Origin of the sequence: Cupriavidus mimosae, assembly GCF_023952485.1 — a bacterium.
Lineage (GTDB): Bacteria > Pseudomonadota > Gammaproteobacteria > Burkholderiales > Burkholderiaceae > Cupriavidus > Cupriavidus taiwanensis_C.
On sequence record NZ_JALHRY010000005.1, the window covers coordinates 64,662 to 82,935 of the forward strand.

Annotated in this window: 19 protein-coding genes; 15 read left to right on the forward strand and 4 right to left on the reverse strand. The window is 67.7% G+C overall.

The window, feature by feature from the left end:
* The first annotated feature begins 3 nt into the window (after positions 1 to 3).
* From MKD50_RS10920 to mnmH, 10 genes are all read left to right on the forward strand, one after another.
* A complete protein-coding gene (locus MKD50_RS10920) occupies positions 4 to 1,563 on the forward strand; it encodes an ammonium transporter (protein ID WP_240073607.1) in 1,560 nt (519 codons plus the stop codon).
* A gap of 557 nt (positions 1,564 to 2,120) precedes the next feature.
* Complete coding sequence (gene gshA / locus MKD50_RS10925; RefSeq protein WP_062802025.1) at positions 2,121 to 3,416, forward strand: glutamate--cysteine ligase; 1,296 nt, start codon at positions 2,121 to 2,123, stop codon at positions 3,414 to 3,416.
* Positions 3,417 to 3,424: 8 nt separating this feature from the next.
* Positions 3,425 to 4,378 carry a glutathione synthase gene (gene gshB, locus MKD50_RS10930; protein ID WP_240073609.1) on the forward strand — a complete coding sequence of 318 codons (954 nt, stop codon included), beginning with the start codon at positions 3,425 to 3,427 and terminating at the stop codon, positions 4,376 to 4,378.
* Positions 4,379 to 4,455: 77 nt separating this feature from the next.
* Positions 4,456 to 4,911 (forward strand): PTS sugar transporter subunit IIA, encoded by a 456-nt coding sequence (locus MKD50_RS10935; RefSeq protein ID WP_115705675.1) that lies wholly within the window; start codon positions 4,456 to 4,458, stop codon positions 4,909 to 4,911.
* Positions 4,880 to 5,149, forward strand: coding sequence for an HPr family phosphocarrier protein (locus tag MKD50_RS10940; protein WP_115679265.1), 270 nt, complete (start codon positions 4,880 to 4,882; stop codon positions 5,147 to 5,149). Before MKD50_RS10935 ends, MKD50_RS10940 begins: the two co-directional genes overlap by 32 nt.
* A 49-nt stretch (positions 5,150 to 5,198) precedes the next feature.
* Positions 5,199 to 6,971, forward strand: a complete 1,773-nt coding sequence (gene ptsP / locus MKD50_RS10945; protein ID WP_018008657.1) for a phosphoenolpyruvate--protein phosphotransferase — start codon at positions 5,199 to 5,201, stop codon at positions 6,969 to 6,971.
* A gap of 214 nt (positions 6,972 to 7,185) precedes the next feature.
* Positions 7,186 to 7,491 (forward strand): (2Fe-2S)-binding protein, encoded by a 306-nt coding sequence (locus MKD50_RS10950; RefSeq protein WP_026164535.1) that lies wholly within the window; start codon positions 7,186 to 7,188, stop codon positions 7,489 to 7,491.
* A gap of 122 nt (positions 7,492 to 7,613) precedes the next feature.
* Positions 7,614 to 8,093 (forward strand): bacterioferritin, encoded by a 480-nt coding sequence (gene bfr, locus MKD50_RS10955; RefSeq protein ID WP_012351604.1) that lies wholly within the window; start codon positions 7,614 to 7,616, stop codon positions 8,091 to 8,093.
* A 185-nt stretch (positions 8,094 to 8,278) separates the two neighbouring features.
* On the forward strand, positions 8,279 to 9,322 hold the full coding sequence (gene selD / locus MKD50_RS10960; protein WP_240073613.1) for a selenide, water dikinase SelD: 1,044 nt from the start codon (positions 8,279 to 8,281) through the stop codon (positions 9,320 to 9,322).
* Positions 9,323 to 9,333: 11 nt separating this feature from the next.
* Positions 9,334 to 10,440: a tRNA 2-selenouridine(34) synthase MnmH gene (gene mnmH / locus MKD50_RS10965; protein WP_252667142.1), complete on the forward strand. Its 1,107-nt coding sequence runs from the start codon at positions 9,334 to 9,336 to the stop codon at positions 10,438 to 10,440.
* Between the two features lie 83 nt (positions 10,441 to 10,523).
* Here the strand turns inward: mnmH and MKD50_RS10970 are convergent, their stop codons facing one another.
* The 3 genes from MKD50_RS10970 to gpmA all read right to left on the reverse strand — a co-directional run bounded on the left by MKD50_RS10970 (position 10,524) and on the right by gpmA (position 13,886).
* Positions 10,524 to 11,321 carry a HesA/MoeB/ThiF family protein gene (locus tag MKD50_RS10970; RefSeq protein ID WP_115705679.1) on the reverse strand — a complete coding sequence of 266 codons (798 nt, stop codon included), beginning with the start codon at positions 11,319 to 11,321 and terminating at the stop codon, positions 10,524 to 10,526.
* A gap of 31 nt (positions 11,322 to 11,352) precedes the next feature.
* Complete coding sequence (locus tag MKD50_RS10975) at positions 11,353 to 12,960, reverse strand: S41 family peptidase (protein WP_115705681.1); 1,608 nt, start codon at positions 12,958 to 12,960, stop codon at positions 11,353 to 11,355.
* 179 nt (positions 12,961 to 13,139) lie between these two features.
* Positions 13,140 to 13,886, reverse strand: coding sequence for a 2,3-diphosphoglycerate-dependent phosphoglycerate mutase (gpmA, locus tag MKD50_RS10980; protein ID WP_115705683.1), 747 nt, complete (start codon positions 13,884 to 13,886; stop codon positions 13,140 to 13,142).
* A gap of 200 nt (positions 13,887 to 14,086) precedes the next feature.
* Here gpmA and MKD50_RS10985 point away from each other — a divergent pair, with 200 nt between their 5' ends.
* The 5 genes from MKD50_RS10985 to MKD50_RS11005 all read left to right on the forward strand — a co-directional run bounded on the left by MKD50_RS10985 (position 14,087) and on the right by MKD50_RS11005 (position 17,706).
* On the forward strand, positions 14,087 to 14,500 hold the full coding sequence (locus tag MKD50_RS10985; protein WP_115705684.1) for a rhodanese-like domain-containing protein: 414 nt from the start codon (positions 14,087 to 14,089) through the stop codon (positions 14,498 to 14,500).
* A gap of 77 nt (positions 14,501 to 14,577) precedes the next feature.
* Complete coding sequence (gene grxC / locus MKD50_RS10990; RefSeq protein WP_115705686.1) at positions 14,578 to 14,835, forward strand: glutaredoxin 3; 258 nt, start codon at positions 14,578 to 14,580, stop codon at positions 14,833 to 14,835.
* 200 nt (positions 14,836 to 15,035) lie between these two features.
* Positions 15,036 to 15,557, forward strand: a complete 522-nt coding sequence (secB, locus tag MKD50_RS10995) for a protein-export chaperone SecB (RefSeq protein WP_062796574.1) — start codon at positions 15,036 to 15,038, stop codon at positions 15,555 to 15,557.
* 114 nt (positions 15,558 to 15,671) lie between these two features.
* The gene (locus MKD50_RS11000) at positions 15,672 to 16,688 is read left to right on the forward strand and encodes an NAD(P)H-dependent glycerol-3-phosphate dehydrogenase (RefSeq protein WP_115705688.1); all 1,017 of its coding nucleotides are present in this window, start codon (positions 15,672 to 15,674) and stop codon (positions 16,686 to 16,688) included.
* A 40-nt stretch (positions 16,689 to 16,728) separates the two neighbouring features.
* Positions 16,729 to 17,706, forward strand: coding sequence for a Bug family tripartite tricarboxylate transporter substrate binding protein (locus tag MKD50_RS11005; RefSeq protein ID WP_240073616.1), 978 nt, complete (start codon positions 16,729 to 16,731; stop codon positions 17,704 to 17,706).
* Between the two features lie 15 nt (positions 17,707 to 17,721).
* Here the strand turns inward: MKD50_RS11005 and trmL are convergent, their stop codons facing one another.
* Positions 17,722 to 18,192, reverse strand: a complete 471-nt coding sequence (gene trmL / locus MKD50_RS11010) for a tRNA (uridine(34)/cytosine(34)/5-carboxymethylaminomethyluridine(34)-2'-O)-methyltransferase TrmL (protein ID WP_240073618.1) — start codon at positions 18,190 to 18,192, stop codon at positions 17,722 to 17,724.
* Positions 18,193 to 18,274 lie beyond the last annotated feature (82 nt).

Consider the following 18,274-nt stretch of genomic DNA (forward strand, 5'->3'; position numbering starts at 1 on the left):
TCCATGAAAACCTGGATCAAGCGATTCCTGGCGGCGGGCGCGATGGCGCTGGCCGTCGGCACCGCCGGCGTCGGCATGTCGAGCCCGGCCGCCGCGCAGGACAAGCCGGCAGCCGAGGCTTCGGCCGCCGCCACTTCCGCGCCGGCCGCGGCAGCGACTGCGGCAGCCCCGGCTGCGGCGCCCGCTGTGGCTCCTGCAGCAGCGCCCGCCGCGGCCGCACCGGCGGAAGCCGCCGCTGCGCCGGCCGCGCCCGTGCCCAACAAGGGTGACACCGCCTGGCTGCTGGTTTCGACCGCGTTCGTGATCCTGATGACGCTGCCTGGCCTGGCGCTGTTCTATGGCGGCCTGGTGCGCTCCAAGAACATGCTGTCGGTGCTGATGCAGTGCCTGGTGATCTTCTCGCTGGTGGCGCTGCTGTGGGCCATCTACGGCTACAGCTTCGCCTTCACCGAGGGCAATGCCTTCTTCGGCGGCACCGACCGGCTGTTCATGAAGGGGCTGACGGTCGACGCCGTGGCCGCCACCTTCAGCAAGGGCGTGGTGCTGCCGGAACTGGGCTACTTTGCCTTCCAGTGCGCCTTCGCCTGCATCACCTGCGGCCTGATCATCGGCGCCTTCGCCGAGCGCGCGCGCTTCTCGGCGGTGCTGGTGTTCGTGGTGCTGTGGTTCACCTTCGCCTACCTGCCGATCGCCCACATGGTGTGGTTCTGGCCGGGCCCTGACGCCTACACCGACGCCGCCGCCGGCACCGCCGCAACGGCCAAGGCCGGCTGGCTGTTCCAGAAGGGCGCGCTGGACTTTGCCGGCGGCACCGTGGTCCACATCAATGCCGCGGTGGCCGGCCTGGTGGGGGCCTTCATGTTCGGCAAGCGCATCGGCTTCGGCCGCGAGGCGATCCGTCCGCACAGCCTGACCTTCACCATGGTGGGTGCCTCGCTGCTGTGGTTCGGCTGGTTCGGCTTCAACGCCGGTTCGGCGCTGGAAGCCAACGGCTCGGCCGCGCTGGCCTTCGTCAACACGCTGCTGGCGACCTGCGCCGCGGTGCTGTCGTGGACCTTCGGCGAGTGGATCGGCAAGGGCAAGCCGTCGATGCTGGGCGGCGCCTCGGGCGCGGTTGCGGGCCTGGTGGCGATCACCCCGGCCGCGGGCTTCGTCGGCCCGATGGGCTCGATCGTGATGGGCCTGGTGGCCGGCCTGCTGTGCCTGTGGGGCGTGACCGGACTGAAGCGCATGCTGGGCATGGACGACTCGCTGGACGTGTTCGGCGTGCATGGCGTGGGCGGCATCCTCGGCGCGCTGCTGACCGGCGTGTTCGCCGCGCCCAGCCTGGGCGGCACCGGCATCTACGACTACGTCGCCAACAAGGTGGCAGACGACTATTCGATCGCCGGCCAGTTGTGGGTGCAGTTCGAAGGCGTGCTGACCACCGTGGTGTGGTCCGGCGTGGTGGCCTTCGTCGCCTTCAAGCTGGTGGACATGCTGATCGGGCTGCGTGTGCCGGAAGACGAAGAGCGCGAAGGCCTGGATATCACCTCGCACGGCGAGACCGCCTACGAAGGCTGAGCGCAAGGGTGTTGTGCTGGAGAGCTGATTGGGAATCTGCTCTCAGGAGTTTTGCCCGGCTGCGTGCCGGGCTTTTTTCCTTGTTGCGTTGAGCGGTGTTGCAGACATTAGCTTGCCCTCATCACGCGTGGTGACGCGGGCAAGGCCATCGCGACGCGCATTCACGGCGGCCAGCGAAGTCCGCGCAGCCAATGCCAGCGCGGGCCAGCCGGCAATCCCGTGCGCCCCGCGCGGGCTTTTCGCAAAGTGCTTAACTCCGATCTTAAAAAGCTTCAATTGTCTTTAATGTGCGGCGCACATACATTGCCACTGAGGCAGTTTCCTCCACCTGCAGAACGCTCCCCGTATCTGTCAGGCCATTTAAAAGCGCGGCATCGCCGCGCTTTTTTTTTGCCCGCACACGGCCGCCGGCGCGGTCTCTTTATTTCGCGCCCCCCATCCCCATATGGTTATCCCTTATGCCAGGCGCTGCATATCCTTATAAAGGGTGTGCCAGCGGCTGGTTGGCCGTTCCTCTACAATCGGGGCGAACGATTAAGACGATCTATAGGATGGATATGGTCCCGCATCTCATCACCGCGCTGAACGGTCCGCTGCTCGAACTGGAAAAGAAGATCCTGGACGCGACGCCGTCCATCGAGCGCTGGTTCAGGCTGGAATGGCAGGAGCATACGCCCCCGTTCTATTGCTCGGTGGACCTGCGCAACGCCGGCTTCAAGCTGGCGCCGGTCGATACCAACCTGTTCCCCGGCGGCTTCAACAACCTGGCCCCCGAGATGCTGCCGCTGGCGGTGCAGGCCGCGATGGCGGCGATCGAAAAGATCTGCCCGGATGCCAAGAACCTGTTGCTGATTCCGGAACGCCACACCCGCAATATGTTCTACCTGCAGAACGTGGCGCGGCTGTCGCTGATCATGCGCCAGGCCGGGCTGAACGTGCGCCTGGGCTCGCTTTCCGAGGAAATCACCGAACCGACCCCGATCGAGTTGCCCGACGGCCAGACCCTGGTGGTCGAGCCGCTGGCGCGCCTGGGCACCAAGGGCCGCCGGCTGGGGCTGAAGGACTTCGACCCCTGTTCGATCCTGCTCAACAACGACCTGTCGGCAGGCATTCCGCCGATCCTGGAAAACATCAACGAGCAGTACCTGCTGCCGCCGCTGCACGCCGGCTGGTCCACGCGCCGCAAGAGCAGCCACTTTTCCGCCTATGACGAGGTGGCGAAGAAGTTCGCCAAGCTGATCGACATCGACCCGTGGATGGTGAACCCGTACTTCGCCCGTACCACCGGCGTGAATTTCCACGAGCGCGTAGGCGAGGAGGAACTGGCCGACGCGGTCGAAGGCGTGCTGAAGAAGATCGCCAAGAAGTACCGCGAGTACGGCATCAAGGAAACGCCGTACGTGGTGGTCAAGGCCGATGCCGGCACCTATGGCATGGGCATCATGACCGTGCGCGACCCGTCCGAGATCAAGGGCCTGAACCGGAAAGAGCGCAACAAGATGAGCGTGGTCAAGGAGGGCCTGGAGGTCAGCGACGTCATCATCCAGGAGGGCGTGCATACCTTCGAGAAGGTCAACGAGGCGGTGGCCGAGCCGGTGGTCTACATGATCGACCGCTACGTGGTAGGCGGCTTCTACCGCGTGCACACCGGCCGCGGCAATGACGAGAACCTGAACGCGCCGGGCATGCATTTCGTGCCGCTGGCGTTCGCGCCCAACGGCATTCCGGACAGCCACGCCAAGCCTGGCGCGGCGGTGCCGAACCGCTTCTACATGTATGGCGTGGTGGCGCGGCTGGCCTTGCTGGCGGCATCGCTGGAGCTCGAGAAGACCGACCCCAACCCGATCATCTGAACGCCACCATGCGCATCCTCTTCATCACCGATCCGCTGGAGACCTTCAAGACCTACAAGGACTCCACCTACGCCATGATGGCCGAGGCCGCCACGCGCGGCCACGAGCTGTACTGGTGCCTGCAGCCGCAGCTGGCGCTGTCCGGGCGCACGGTCGAGACCGTGGCCACGCGCCTGCACCTCACCGGCGAGGATGGCGCCTGGTACCGCGAAGGCAACAGCGCGCTCGAGCCGCTGTCGGCCTTCGACGCGGTGCTGATGCGCAAGGACCCGCCCTTCGACATGGAATACGTGACCAGCACCTGGCTGCTGGAGTTGGCCGAGGCGCAGGGCGCGCGCGTATTCAACAAGCCGCGGGCGATCCGCGACCATTCCGAGAAGCTGGCGATTGCGCAGTACCCGGAATTCATCACGCCGACGCTGGTCACGCGCGACCTGGCACGTATCCGCGATTTCCACGCCGAGCATCGCGACATCATCGTCAAGCCGCTCGACGGCATGGGCGGCATGGGCGTGTTCCGGGTCGGCGCCGACGGCATGAACCTCGCCGCGATCGTCGAGACGCTGGGCCAGGACGGCGCCCGCTCGCTGATGGTGCAGCGCTATATCCCTGCGATCAAGGACGGCGACAAGCGCGTGCTACTGATCGGCGGCGTGCCGGTGCCGTATTCGCTGGCGCGCGTGCCGATGGCCGGCGAAGTGCGCGGCAACCTCGCCGCGGGCGGCACCGGCCGCGCCCAGGAGCTGAGCCGGCGCGACCGCGAGATTGCCGAGGCGCTGGCGCCGGGACTGTGGGAGCAGGGTCTGCTGCTGGTCGGCCTGGACGTCATCGGCGACTACCTGACCGAGGTCAATGTGACGAGCCCGACCTGTTTCCAGGAGATCACCCAGCAGACCGGCTTCCATGTCGCGGCGATGTTCATCGACGCGCTCGAGCACGCCGTCGACGCTGCCGGCAGCTAGCGCCAGCGGTCCGGGCGGGCAGCGGGAGCGCCGGGGGGCGCCTGCTACAATCGGGGCAATCCAACGGATTCACCATCATGGCAGGCATCCTGATCATCGCGCACACCCCGCTGGCGTCAGCCCTGCGCGATTGCGCCGCCCACGTCTACTGTGGCCAGCCCCAGCGGCTGGAAGCCATCGACGTCCTTCCCGATGCCGATCCCGCCGCCGTGCTGGCCGAGGCCAGGCGCCGCCTGGATGCCATCTGCGACGACAACGGCGCGCTGGTCCTGACCGACATCTTCGGCGCCACGCCCGCCAATATCGCCGCGCGCCTGGCCGAGCCTGGCCGCGTGCGCGTGCTGGCCGGCGTCAACCTTCCCATGCTGGTCCGTGCCATCTGCTACCGGGCCGAGAAGCTCGACCAGCTGGCCACCAAGGCGCTGGCCGGCGGCTCGCAGGGCGTGCTGCAGGTCGGCACCACCACCGTCCAGAATCAAACCGCCAATCATCCCGACAAATATGCTGCAGAGGGACACCACCATCATCAATAAACTCGGACTGCATGCACGCGCGTCCGCCAAGCTGACCCAGCTCGCCGGCAACTTCGTCAGCCAGGTCAAGATGTCCCGCAACGGACGCCAGGTCGATGCCAAGAGCATCATGGGCGTGATGATGCTGGCCGCCGGGATCGGCTCGACCATCACCATCGAAACCGAGGGTCCCGACGAGCAGGAGGCGATGGACGCGCTGCTGGCACTGATCGCCAACCGCTTTGGTGAAGGGGAGTGAGGCCGGCGGCCTTGACCCGAATTGATAAACGTTCCTGACGGAGCGGTACATGCCTTTCGCCTTGCACGGCATCCCGGTCTCGCGCGGCGTCGCCATCGGCCGCGCGCACCTGCTTGCGCCCGCGGCGCTGGACGTGTCGCACTACCTGGTCGATGAAGAGCAGCTCGACGCCGAGGTGGAACGGCTGCGCGCCGCGCGCGCCGCGGTGCGCGCCGAACTGGCCGCGCTCAAGCGCGACCTGCCGCGCGATGCGCCCGAGGAGATGGGCGCCTTCCTCGACGTGCATGCGATGATCCTCGACGACGAGGCGCTGGCGCGCGAGCCCGAGGCGCTGATCCGGGGCCGGCGCTACAACGCCGAGTGGGCCCTGACCACGCGCCTCGAAGAGCTGATGCGGCAGTTCGACGAGATCGAGGACGAATACCTGCGCGAGCGCAAGGCCGACATCCAGCAGGTGGTGGAGCGCATCCTGAAGGCGCTGGCCGGCGCGCCGGTGCTGGTGCCGGCGCCGGTGCCCGCGCTGGCCGCCGACGGCGAGCCCGCGCCCGGCGTGATCGTGGTGGCCCACGACATCGCGCCCGCCGACATGCTGCAGTTCCGCCACACCGTGTTCCACGGCTTCGTCACCGACCTGGGCGGGCGCACCTCGCATACCGCCATCGTGGCGCGCAGCCTCGACATCCCGGCGGCGGTCGGCGTGCAGAGCGCGAGCGAGCTGATCCGCCAGGATGACTGGATCATCATCGACGGCGACGCCGGCCTGGTGATCGTCGACCCCACCGCCATCATCCTCGAGGAGTACCGCCACCGGCAAAGCGAGCGCGTGCTGGAGAAGAAGCGCCTGCAGCGCCTGCGGCATACGCCGGCGGTGACGCTGGACGGGATCGAGATCGAGCTGCTCGCCAATATCGAGATGGCCGAGGATGCCGGCGCCGCGCTGGCCGCCGGCGCGGTCGGCGTCGGCCTGTTCCGCTCCGAGTTCCTGTTCATGAACCGGCGCGACGAGCTGCCGGGCGAGGAAGAGCAGTTCCAGGCGTACCGCGGCGCGGTCGATGCCATGCACGGGCTGCCGGTGACCATCCGCACCATCGATATCGGCGCCGACAAGCCGCTCGACGCCCGCGGCGACGGCCGCGCCGATGACTTCGAGACCGCGCTGAACCCGGCGCTGGGCCTGCGCGCGATCCGCTGGTCGCTGTCGGAGCCAGGCATGTTCCTGACCCAGCTGCGCGCGCTGCTGCGCGCCTCGGCTTTCGGCCCGGTGCGGCTGCTGGTGCCGATGCTGGCGCATGCCAGCGAGATCGACCAGACCCTGGCGCTGATCGCCAAGGCCAAGCGCCAGCTCGACGAGCGCGGCGAACCGTACGATCCCGGCATGAAGGTCGGGGCCATGATCGAAATCCCGGCGGCGGTTCTGCTGCTGCCGCTGTTCCTGCGCAAGATGGATTTCCTGTCCATCGGCACCAACGACCTGATCCAGTACACGCTGGCGATCGACCGCGCCGACAACGCCGTGGCGCACCTGTTCGACCCGCTGCATCCGGCGGTGCTGCAGCTGGTGGCGCGCACCATCCGCGAAGCCAACCGCGCCGGCGTGCCGGTGGCGGTGTGCGGCGAGATGGCGGGCGACCCGTCGATGACGCGGCTGCTGCTGGGCATGGGACTGCGCGAATTCTCCATGCACCCCGCGCAACTGCTGCGGGTCAAGCAGGAAATCCTGCACGCCAACTGCGAACGGCTGGAACCGCTGGTCGACCAGCTGCTGCAGGCCTACGACCCCGAGGAACAGGCCGCGGTCCTGCGGCAGATTGCACGACCCTGACGGCGTAAGGGTTTTCCGAGGCAAAAAGGCGGCTGGCGCGGCACTTCCCTAAGCAGGAAAGTGCCGCGCCAGCCGCCTTCTTTTTACCTCCAGTGACGTCTTCCCGACCTTGCTCGATGTGGCTTAATGGGAATTGTTATCATTATTGATCTCTGATATTCTGACGTTCATTCGCAGGGACATGCCGGTGTCCCGCGCCCCAACGGAGGGACTTGTGTACGTCTGCATCTGCAACCAGATCACCGATCGTGAGATTCACGGTGCCGCGCACCTGGGCGTCGAAACCCTCGACGAACTGGCTGAAACGCTAGGCGTCGGCACGTGCTGCGGCCGCTGCCGCGAGTGCGCGCAGCAGGTGTTGCAGGAAGGCGTGGCCGCGGTACGCAATGTTACGGTGGCGACCCTCGCCAGCATCCAGGTTGTGGAGATTTCTTCCTGTTCCGCTTCGGGCCCATGTACCATAATGGACACTCGGGACCCGGCAGTCGCGAACGACCAGCGCAAGGCGCTGGTGGCCTGAACGCGCCCATGAACTGAAAGTTCAGTTCACGGCGCGTTTTTGCGCATTCCTTTTTTTGACTGCACGGCGCCATTGGCGCCGTTTCGTATTTCTGCGCGGGCCCGATGCAACAGGAGCCGCCAATGAAAGGTGACAAGAAGGTCATCCAGCATCTGAACGCCCAGCTCAAGAACGAGCTGACCGCGATCAACCAGTATTTCCTGCACGCCCGCATGTATCGCCACTGGGGCCTGAAGAAGCTCGGCGACGTGGAGTACAAGGAATCGATCGGCGAGATGAAGCACGCCGACCGCCTGATCGACCGCATCCTGATGCTGGACGGCCTGCCCAACCTGCAGGACCTGCACAAGCTGCTGCTCGGCGAAGATACGCCCGAGATGCTCAAGTGCGACCTGAAGCTGGAACAGACCGCGCACACCACTGTCAAGGAAGGCATCGCCTATTGCGAATCGGTCGGCGATTACGTCAGCCGCGAAATTCTGGTCGATATCCTCACCGATACCGAGGAACATATCGAATACCTGGAAACGCAGCTGGACCTGATCGACAAGGTCGGGCTGCAGAATTACCTGCAGTCGCAGATGGAACCGGGCGAACAATAAGCCGCCGTCTTCGGCGCGGCCGCTCCGACGGGCGGCCGGCCCCAGCGCGCGGCGCCGATCGAGTGCCGCCTGGTTGCTCGCCTGCAGGCAGTAACCCTTCTCATTCCAATTCCTCTCTTCATCCAGGCGTTGCCGGCGGGGCCAAGGCTCCTGACCCGCCGGCGCGCCGCGCGGAGCCCACGCCCATGACCAGTCCCATCCGCCTGACGCAGTACAGCCACGGTGCCGGCTGCGGCTGCAAGATTTCCCCCAAGGTGCTCGACGTGATCCTGGCCGGCAGCGGCGCGCAGCACCTGGACCCGCGCCTGTGGGTCGGCAATGCCTCGCGCGATGACGCAGCGGTGTATGCGCTGGACGGCGCCGACGGGCAGCGCGGCGTGGTTTCCACCACCGACTTCTTCATGCCCATCGTCGACGATCCGTTCGACTTCGGCCGCATCGCCGCGACCAATGCGATCAGCGACATCTACGCCATGGGCGGCGACCCGCTGATGGCCATCGCCATCTTGGGCTGGCCGGTCAACGTGCTGCCGCCCGAGGTGGCGCGCGAAGTGGTGGCGGGCGGGCGACGCGCCTGCGACGACGCCGGCATTCCGCTGGCGGGCGGCCATTCGATCGACGCGCCCGAGCCCATCTTCGGCCTGGCGGTGACGGGGCTGGTCGAGCGCGCGCATATGAAGCGCAACGACACCGCCACGCCCGGCTGCCGGCTGTACCTGACCAAGCCGCTCGGCATCGGCGTGCTGACCACGGCCGAGAAAAAAGGGCTGCTGCGCGACGACAACCGCCATCTGGCGCGCGACTGGATGTGCGTGCTGAACCGGCCCGGCAGCGCCTTCGGGCGCTTGCCCGGCGTGCGCGCGATGACTGATGTCACCGGCTTCGGCCTGCTCGGCCACCTGGTCGAAATGGCCGACGGCAGCGGCCTGACTGCGCGCATCGACTATGCCGCGGTGCCGGTGCTGGATGACGTGGCCGACTACATCGGCCAGGGCTGCGTGCCGGGCGGCACCCAGCGCAACTTCGACAGCTACGGCCACCGCATCGCACCGCTTACCGAGGCGCAACGCGCGCTGCTGTGCGACCCCCAGACCAGCGGCGGCCTGCTGGTAGCGGTCGAGCCCGCCGGCGAAGCCGGCTTCCTGGCCGAATGCCAGCGCCAGGGGCTGGCGCTCGCCCCGATCGGCGAGATGGTGGCCCGCGCCGCGCTGGCCGTAGAGATCCGCTGATGCGCCCGCTGATGCGTCCAGATACCGCCGACTTCCGCAAGCTGTTCCTCAGTGGCGTCGCCATGCTGGACGTGCGCGCGCCGCTGGAGTTCGCGCGCGGGGCCTTTCCCGGCGCGGTCAACCTGCCGCTGATGGACGATGCCGAGCGCCACGAGGTCGGCCTGTGCTATGCGCAGAAGGGCCAGCAGGCGGCGATCGAACTCGGCCACCAGCTCGTGTCCGGCCAGCGCAAGGCGGCGCGCATCGCCGCCTGGGCGGAGTTTGCGCGCGCGCATCCGGATGGCTACCTGTATTGCTTCCGTGGCGGGCTGCGCTCGCAGCTGGTGCAGCAGTGGCTGCGCGACGCGGGCGTCGACTATCCGCGCGTGACCGGCGGCTACAAGGCCATGCGCGGCTTCCTGATCGAAACCATCGATACCGCGGCGACGACGCAGCCGTGGTTCGTGGTGGGCGGGCTGACCGGCAGCGGCAAGACCGACGTGCTGGCCGACGTGCCCGCGTCGATCGACCTGGAAGGCCATGCACGCCACCGCGGCTCCGCCTTCGGCCGCCGCGCGCTGCCGCAGCCGCCGCAGATCGACTTCGAAAACGCCCTGGCCATCGACGTGCTGCGTCATCTCGACGCCGGCTGGCGCACGCTGGTGGTGGAAGACGAAGGGCGCTTCATCGGCAGCCGCGACGTGCCGCAGGCGCTGTCGCAGCGCATGCAGGCCAGTCCGCTGGTCTGGCTGGAAGCGCCGTTCGACACCCGCGTCGAACGCGTGCTGCGCGACTACGTGCAGGGGCTGGCGGCGGAATTCATCGACACGAAGGGCAGCGCCGAAGGCTTCGATGCCTACGCCACGCGCCTGCGCGATGCGATGGCCGCGATCGCGCCGCGGCTGGGCGGCGCGCGCTACGGCAAGCTGTCGGCGCTGCTGGACCAGGCGCTGGCACGCCAGGCCGAATCCGGCGAGGTAGCGCTGCACCGCGGCTGGATCGAAGTGCTGCTGCGCGACTACTACGACCCCATGTATGACTTCCAGCGCGCCCAGCGCGAGGCGCGCATCGTCTTCCGCGGCGACCGCGATGCCGTGACGGACTGGTTGCTGGCGCACACGGCGCGGCAAGGGGAATAGGGAGATCCGGGGCTGCAAGCGAGTGCGGCTGGCCGGCAAGACCGGCACCGCCACTCATCGGGGTGTGGATCAGCCCGCCGGGCTCAGTGCCCGCCGCACACCGGGCAATCCGGCGTGCGCGCCAGCCGCATGGTGGTCCATTCCATCGACAGCGCATTGACCATCAGCAGCCGGCCGGCGAGGCTGTCGCCCACATTGGCAAGCAGCTTGAGGGCCTCGGCTGCCTGCACGGTGCCGACCATGCCGACCAGTGGCGCGAACACGCCCATGGTGGCGCAGGCGACTTCCGGCGCGGGTTCGGCCGGCGGGAACAGGCAGGCGTAGCAGGGCGCGTCGGGCTGGCGGCGGTCGAATACGCTGATCTGGCCGTCGAAGCGCAGCGCGGCGCCGGAGACCAGCGGCACCTTGTGGCGCACGCAGGCGCGGTTGACGGCCTGGCGCGTGGCGAAGTTGTCGCAGCAGTCCAGCACCACGCTGGCCGACGCCACCAGCTGGTCCAGTTCGGCATCGCCCACGCGCGCCGGCACCGTGACGATGTCCAGGCCGGGGTTGATGCGCAGCATGCCTTCGCGGGCGGAGTCGACCTTGGGCCGGCCCACGTTGGCGGTGGTGTGGATGATCTGACGCTGAAGGTTGGTCAGGTCGACCTCGTCGTTGTCGACCACGGTGATGCGGCCGACGCCGGCCGAGGCCAGGAAGGGCAGGGCGGCGGCGCCGAGGCCGCCGGCACCGATCACCACCGCGTGGCCGGCCAGCAGGCGCCGCTGGCCTTCGATGCCCAGCTCGTCGAGCAGGATGTGGCGCGAATAGCGCAGTAGTTGTTCGTCGTCGAGGCCGTCGGACGGGTCGTCCTGCGGGCCTGCGTGAATCGCGTCGCTCATGCCGGCAGCCTCAGTGAAAGGCGTCTCGAGTTTACGGTGCCTTGCCGGTCGGCGTGCCCAGCGGCTCGCCGATCGGCGCGCTGGCCGGCGGCTGCTTGCCGGGGACCGGCGCCGCCGGTTTGGCGGCCGGTGCGCTGGCGCCCCTGGCGCCGCTCTTGCCCGTGGGCTTGGCGGCCTTGCCGTTGTCGGCCGGCGGGTTGGTCTCGAGCTTGGACTTGGAGCGCTTGACCGGCTGGCCGTTAAGCTGGGCGATGGCCTGCTGCAGCATGAAATCGTCGGCGGAGCCGAATTCCACCGGCTTCTTGCGGCGCTCCTTCTCGCGCTCTTCCGGCGACTTCTTCGCGTTCTCTTCTTCCAGGCGGCGCAATTCCTCGACGCGGCGCTGCTCGCGCTCGGTCATTTCCGGTTCTTCCGATTCCTGCTTGTTGTGCAGGTGGCGCTCGGTATCGATTTCGCGCGTGATCAGCGCGTCGTCCGGATCGCCTTCGGGGTTCTGGTCGACCGGGATATCCGGGCGGATGCCCTTGGCCTGGATCGACTTGCCGCTCGGCGTGTAGTAGTACGCGATGGTCAGCTTGATGCCGGTGTCGTTGGTGAGCGGGCGCACGGTCTGCACCGAGCCCTTGCCGAAGGTGGTCTTGCCCATGATCTGCGCGCGGTGGTGGTCCTGCAGCGCGCCGGCCACGATCTCCGACGCCGAGGCGGAGTAGGCGTTGGTCAGCACCACCATCGGGATCTTCTTGTACAGCGCGGGCAGTTCCTTGAGCGGATCATCTTCCAGCGACGACAGGCGGTAGTTGTTGTACGTAGCCTTGTACACGCGCTTGGCGTCGGGCACCTGGCCGTTGGTCGACACCACCGTGGCGTCTTCCGGCAGGAACGCCGCGGCCACGCCGACCGCGCCCTGCAGCACGCCGCCGCCGTTGTTGCGCAGGTCCAGCACCAGGCCCTTCATGTTGGGGTTCTTCTGCGCCAGCTCGGTCAGCTTGCGGGACAGGTCGGAGATGGTGCGTTCCTGGAAGCTGGTCAGGCGGATCCAGCCGATATTGTTGTCCAGCATCTTGGCCTTGACCGACTGCACGCGGATCTCGGCGCGCGTGATCGAGACCGGGAAGGTGCGTTCCTCGCTCTTGCGGTAGATCGTCAGCGTGACCTTGGTGCCGGGCTCGCCGCGCATGCGCTTGACCGCCTGCTCGAGCGGCAGGCCGCGCACGGGCTTGTCGTCGATACGGGTGATCAGGTCGCCGGGCTGGATGCCGGCGCGGAAGGCGGGCGTGTCCTCGATCGGGTTGATCACCTTGACCAGGCCCTCTTCCTGGGAGATCTCGATGCCCAGGCCGGCAAAGCGCCCGCGCGTGCCTTCCTGCAGTTCCTTGAAGTCCTTTTCGTCGAGGTAGGACGAATGCGGGTCGAGGCTGGCGACCATGCCCTTGATGGCTTCGGTCAGCAGCTTCTTGTCATCGACCGGCTCCACGTACTCGCGCTTGATCTGCCCGAAGATATCGGCCATCAGCCGCAACTGGTCCAGCGGCAGGGGCCCCGATGAATTCTGCGCGGTCGCCGAAATCTGCAGCGTGGCGAGCACGCCGGCGACGAGGCCGACAGAAACTAGGCTGATGTTCTTGAGCGTCTTGCGCATGAGGGCTGCCTGAACTTGTACGCGAAGTACGGGTGTACGGTATGGGGATTATGCCGGCTGCGGCCGCCCGGCGCCGGGCGGTTTGTCCGACAGTATAAGTGCGAGTGGAGAAATGGACCTGTCCCGTCCCGGCTCAGGGTGGGCGGCCGCACATCCGTGCGCGACCGCCCGGGCGGATGTCAGCGCGCCTTGCCCTGGCTGGCCACGGCCGCGAGCGACGCGGCGATGGCTTCCTGGTCACCCAGGTAATAATGGCGCAGGGGGCGCAGGTCGGCGTCCAGCTCGTAGACGAGGGGGGTGCCGTTGGGAATATTGAGGCCGACGATGTCGTCATCCGAAATCTGGTCCAGGTATTTCACCAGCGCGCGGATGCTGTTGCCATGGGCGGCAATGACCACGCGCTTGCCGGATTGGATGTCGGGGGCGATGGATTCGTTCCACAACGGCATCACGCGGGCCACGGTGTCCTTCAGGCACTCGGTCAGCGGGATTTCGTTGCGCGGCACATTGGCGTAGCGCGGATCGTCGTACGAGGCGCGGGGATCGGTCGGCTCCAGCGCGGGCGGCGGCGTGTCATAGCTGCGCCGCCATACCAGCACTTGCTCGTCGCCGAACTTGGCGGCGGTCTCGGCCTTGTTCAGGCCGGCCAGGGCGCCGTAGTGGCGCTCGTTCAGGCGCCATTCGTTGCGCACCGGAATCCACATCAGGTCCATTTCATCCTGCACGTGCCACAGGGTGCGGATGGCGCGCTTGAGCACCGAGGTGTAGGCCACGTCGAAACCCATGCCGGCTTCCTTGAGCAGCTTGCCGGCCTGGCGTGCCTGGTCGGCGCCGGTCTCGGTCAGGTCGACGTCGACCCAGCCGGTAAAGCGGTTTTCGAGATTCCACGTGGATTCGCCGTGGCGGATGAGGACGAGCTTGTACATGCTGCTGCTTCCAGAGAGTAGGTAACCTGCATGCGTCCGCGCCGTCACCTGGAGGGCCGTCAAAAGAGGCCATGACGGGATCCGGCAAGCATCCCATGTCTCGGACAGGCGACAATGGCGGATGGCCATGCAACGGCAGGGCCTGGACGCCAAACCGCGTATTTTATAATGCCGCCGACCCAACCTACCGGAATGCCAACGTGAATTTCTTCGCCGACTATAACAACCTCGCCCTGATCGCCCTCGCCGTGGTGTCTGGCGGCCTGCTGGCCTGGCCCGCGATCTCGCGCAGCGCGGGCGGCAAGTCGGTCAATACGGCCACCGCGACCCAGATGATCAACAAGCGCGGCGCGGTCGTGGTCGACATCCGCGAGCCCGCCGAGTACGCCAAGGGGCACCTGCCGCAGGCCAAGAGCGCGCCGCTGGCCGACCTGGCCTCGCGCGCGGCCGGGCTTGCAAAGGACAAGGCCGCCCCCATCATCGTGGTATGCCAGACCGGCCAGCGCTCGGGCAAGGCCCAGGCAGCGCTGAAGGAAGCCGGTTACAGTGAGATCTACGCGCTCGAGGGCGGCATTGCCGCCTGGCAGCAGGCGGGCCTGCCGCTGGTGAAGTAAGCGCGGCAACCGTCGTAACCGTCACGGCGTGTCCCGGCCAGGCCAGGGCGCGCCCATTGCATTCAAGGAGAACCCACATGGCCCGCGTCGTCATGTACAGCACCGTGGTGTGCCCGTATTGCGTCATGGCTGAACGCCTGCTCAAGTCCCGCGGCGTGGAAACGATCGAGAAAATCCTGATCGACCGCGAACCGGGCAAGCGTGAAGAGATGATGACCCGCACCGGCCGCCGCACCGTGCCGCAGATCTACATCGACGACACCCACGTGGGCGGCTTCGACGACCTCTCGGCGCTCGACCGCCAGGGCGGCCTGGTGCCGCTGCTGGCCGCCTGAGCCGGCTCATTGGGACGCCCCTGCGCAGAATCGTCTGATTTCGCGCAGGCTGGCCCCGGCATCCCCTCCGGCGCGGGTGAATTCGCCACTCGCGTCATGTACCATATGCGTTTTCCAACCGGGAACCGGCCGGCCCTGCACCATGCAGGCGCTGCCGCCATACCCGACACGCATCCAGCCCATCCTCCCGGAAGCCTTTCATGAGCGACCAGCAAAACACCCAGCAGGACGATCAACCTTTCTTCAACATCCAGCGCGTCTACCTGAAGGACATGTCGCTGGAGCAGCCCAACTCGCCGGCGATCTTCCTGGAATCGGAAGCCCCGTCGGTCGAAGTGCAGGTCAACGTCGGCGCTTCGCAGCTGCAGGAAGGCATCTTCGAAGTGGTGGTGACCGGTACCGTGACGACCAAGGTGCAGGACAAGGTGGCGTTCCTGGTTGAGGCGCACCAGGCCGGTATCTTCGATATCCGCAACGTGCCGGTCGAGCAGCTGGACCCGCTGCTGGGCATCGCCTGCCCTACCATCCTGTACCCGTACCTGCGCGGCAATATCGCCGACGTGATCACGCGCGCCGGCTTCCAGGCCATCCACCTGTCGGAAATCAACTTCCAGGCGCTGTACGAGCAACGCCTGCAGGCCGCCATGGAAGAGGCGCAAGGTGGTGCCGAAGGCGGCAACAGCGGCATCGTCATGCCCGACGGCAGCCAGGCTCGCCACTGATCACGGCGTCCTGCGCCATCCACTGAAACGGGGCTGCGGCCCCGTTTTGCCTTTGGGCTACCATCGTTGGCGCAAGCGGCCAAAGCGCTTGCGCCAACTACTGTTCGAGCTGCCATGAAACTGACCTTCCTGGGTGCCGGGGCGTGGGGCACCGCCCTCGCCAGCCATGCCGCGGCCACCAATGACGTGGTGTTGTGGGGACGCGACCCGGCGCAGCTCGCGGCGCTCGCGGCCACGCGTGAGAACGCTGCCTACCTGCCCGGCGTGACACTGTCCGAACGGCTGGCGGTGCAGGCGGATTTCGAGCAGGCGGTGGCGCACGCCGCCGACGATGCGGACGGCATCGTGGTGGTGGCGACGCCGGTGGCGGGCCTGCGCGAGATGACGCGCCGGCTGGCCGCGCGCAGCGCGAAGCCGGTGTCGATGCTGTGGCTGTGCAAGGGCTTCGAGGCCGGCACCCACCTGCTGCCGCACCAGATGGTGCGGGCCGAGCTTGACGCCGCCGGGCGCACCGAGGGCTTTGCCTATGGCGTGCTGACCGGCCCCAGCTTTGCCCGCGAGGTGGCGCTGGGGCTGCCGTGCGCGCTGACCGTGGCCGGCACCGAGCCCTCGCTGGCTGATCGCGCGCAAGCTGCCTTCCACCATCACGCCATGCGCATCTATGGCAGCGACGACCTGACCGGCGTGGAAGTCGGCGGGGCGGTCAAGAACGTGTTGGCGATCGCCACGGGCGCCAGCGACGGGCTGGGCCTGGGGCTGAACGCGCGCGCCGCGCTGGTGACGCGCGGGCTGGCCGAGATGACGCGGCTGGGCCTGGCGCTGGGCGGCCGGGTCGAGACCTTCATGGGCCTCGCTGGCGTCGGCGACCTGATCCTGACGGCCACCGGCGACCTGTCGCGCAACCGCAAGGTCGGCCAGCAGCTGGCGGCAGGGCAGAGCCTGGAGCAGATCCTGGCCGGCCTGGGGCACGTTGCCGAAGGCGTGCGCTGTGCCCAGGCCGTGGCCGAGCTGGCTGCCACGCACGGCATCGAGATGCCGATCGCGCGCGCCGTCTGCGCGGTGCTGTTCGATGGGCTCAGCGCCGCCGACGCGGTGGCGCAGTTGCTGCAGCGCGACGCGCGCGACGAATGACCAACCGCGTCTTTCCCTTGTTCCTGAGCCTTCGCCTCGCATGTCCACACGACGCCAAGCGCTGATCGCGCTCGCTGCCGCCTGCGCTTGCGGGGCTTCCGGCAGCGCTTTCGCCCAACCGTGGCCGGCGCGGCCGATCCGCATGGTGGTGCCGTTCCCGCCGGGCTCGTCGCCCGACCTGATCGCGCGCATCCTGACCGAAAAGCTGGCCGCCGCGCTGGGCCAGTCGGTGGTGGTGGAAAACCGCCCGGGCGCCGGCGGCAACATCGGCACGGGCATGGTGGCGCGCGCCGCGCCGGACGGCTACACGCTGCTGTTCACCATCAACGGCCCGCTCGTGACCGCGCCCACGCTGTCGCGCAACCTCAACTACGACCCGTTCCGCCAGCTGGCGCCGGTCACGCTGGTGGCGACCTCGCCCAACGTGCTGGTGGTGGATGCGCGGCTGCCGGTCCACAACCTGCGCGAGTTCGTCGCGCTGGCGCGGTCCCGGGCGGGTGAGCTGAACTATGGCTCGCCCGGCAACGGCAGCGCCTCGCACCTGGCGATGGAGCAGCTGAAGGCGATGGCGGGCGTCGAGCTGCAGCACGTGCCGTATCCCGGCTTTCCGCAGGTCACCACGGCGATGGTCGGCGGTCAGGTGCAGGCGGCCTTCATGGTGCCCGCGATCGCGATGCCGCAGGTCAATGCCGGCAAGCTGCGCGTGCTGGCTGTGACCACCACGGGGCGCACCGCGGTGCTGCCGTCGGTGCCCACGGTGGCAGAGTCCGGCTATCCCGGCTTCGAGGCGATTTCGTGGCAGGCCGTGCTGGCGCCAGCGGGCACGCCGCAGGCGGTGATCGACCGGCTCTATCGCGAACTGGTGGCGATCATCGGTAGCGCCGACGTGCGCGACAAGATGCGCGCGCAGTATTTCGTGCCGGCCGGCACCGCGCCGGCATCGCTGCGGCAGACCATGGCGAGCGAGAAGGCGCGTTGGGACAAGGTGATCCGCGCCGCCGGCGTGCAGCCTGAGTAAGCCGCCGCGGCAGCTTCAGCTGCCGCCCGCGAAGCCGTTCTGCCGCCAGGCCTCGAACACCACCACGGCGACCGTGTTGGACAGGTTCAGGCTGCGGTTGTCCGGCCGCATCGGCAGCCGGATGCGCTGCGCGGGCGGGAACCACTCGCGGCGCTCGGGCGACAGTCCGCGCGTCTCGGAGCCGAACACGAACCAGTCGCCCGGCCGGAACGCCACTTGTCCGAATGGTGTGGACCCGCGCGTGGTCAGGGCGAACATGCGCGACGGATCCGGTTGTTCGCTGGCCATCAGCGCATCCCAGCTGTCGTGCACGCGCATGGTGGCGTACTCGTGGTAATCCAGCCCCGCGCGGCGCATGCGCGCGTCTTCCAGCGGAAATCCCAGCGGTTTGACCAGATGCAGCTGCGCGCCGGTGTTGGCACACAGGCGGATCACATTGCCGGTATTGGGCGGGATTTCCGGTTCGACCAGGACGACATTGAACATGATGCGGGGCGATGGCGGGCGCTCGCGCGCCCTTCGTCAGAACGGTGCGCAGCTTACCGCGCGCCTGTGCCCCTGTCATCCC

Bases quoted from the DNA above. Each gene is read 5' to 3' on its own strand.
- MKD50_RS10975 (WP_115705681.1), bottom strand. From the start codon at position 12,960: ATGCGCAAGACGCTCAAGAACATCAGCCTAGTTTCTGTCGGCCTCGTC.
- MKD50_RS10935 (WP_115705675.1), top strand. From the start codon at position 4,456: ATGGCAGGCATCCTGATCATCGCGCACACCCCGCTGGCGTCAGCCCTG.
- secB (WP_062796574.1), top strand. From the start codon at position 15,036: ATGAGCGACCAGCAAAACACCCAGCAGGACGATCAACCTTTCTTCAAC.
- bfr (WP_012351604.1), top strand. From the start codon at position 7,614: ATGAAAGGTGACAAGAAGGTCATCCAGCATCTGAACGCCCAGCTCAAG.
- gpmA (WP_115705683.1), bottom strand. From the start codon at position 13,886: ATGTACAAGCTCGTCCTCATCCGCCACGGCGAATCCACGTGGAATCTC.
- MKD50_RS10940 (WP_115679265.1), top strand. From the start codon at position 4,880: ATGCTGCAGAGGGACACCACCATCATCAATAAACTCGGACTGCATGCA.
- MKD50_RS11005 (WP_240073616.1), top strand. From the start codon at position 16,729: ATGTCCACACGACGCCAAGCGCTGATCGCGCTCGCTGCCGCCTGCGCT.
- gshB (WP_240073609.1), top strand. From the start codon at position 3,425: ATGCGCATCCTCTTCATCACCGATCCGCTGGAGACCTTCAAGACCTAC.
- MKD50_RS11000 (WP_115705688.1), top strand. From the start codon at position 15,672: ATGAAACTGACCTTCCTGGGTGCCGGGGCGTGGGGCACCGCCCTCGCC.
- selD (WP_240073613.1), top strand. From the start codon at position 8,279: ATGACCAGTCCCATCCGCCTGACGCAGTACAGCCACGGTGCCGGCTGC.
- MKD50_RS10970 (WP_115705679.1), bottom strand. From the start codon at position 11,321: ATGAGCGACGCGATTCACGCAGGCCCGCAGGACGACCCGTCCGACGGC.
- mnmH (WP_252667142.1), top strand. From the start codon at position 9,334: ATGCGTCCAGATACCGCCGACTTCCGCAAGCTGTTCCTCAGTGGCGTC.
- trmL (WP_240073618.1), bottom strand. From the start codon at position 18,192: ATGTTCAATGTCGTCCTGGTCGAACCGGAAATCCCGCCCAATACCGGC.
- ptsP (WP_018008657.1), top strand. From the start codon at position 5,199: ATGCCTTTCGCCTTGCACGGCATCCCGGTCTCGCGCGGCGTCGCCATC.
- grxC (WP_115705686.1), top strand. From the start codon at position 14,578: ATGGCCCGCGTCGTCATGTACAGCACCGTGGTGTGCCCGTATTGCGTC.
- MKD50_RS10920 (WP_240073607.1), top strand. From the start codon at position 4: ATGAAAACCTGGATCAAGCGATTCCTGGCGGCGGGCGCGATGGCGCTG.
- gshA (WP_062802025.1), top strand. From the start codon at position 2,121: ATGGTCCCGCATCTCATCACCGCGCTGAACGGTCCGCTGCTCGAACTG.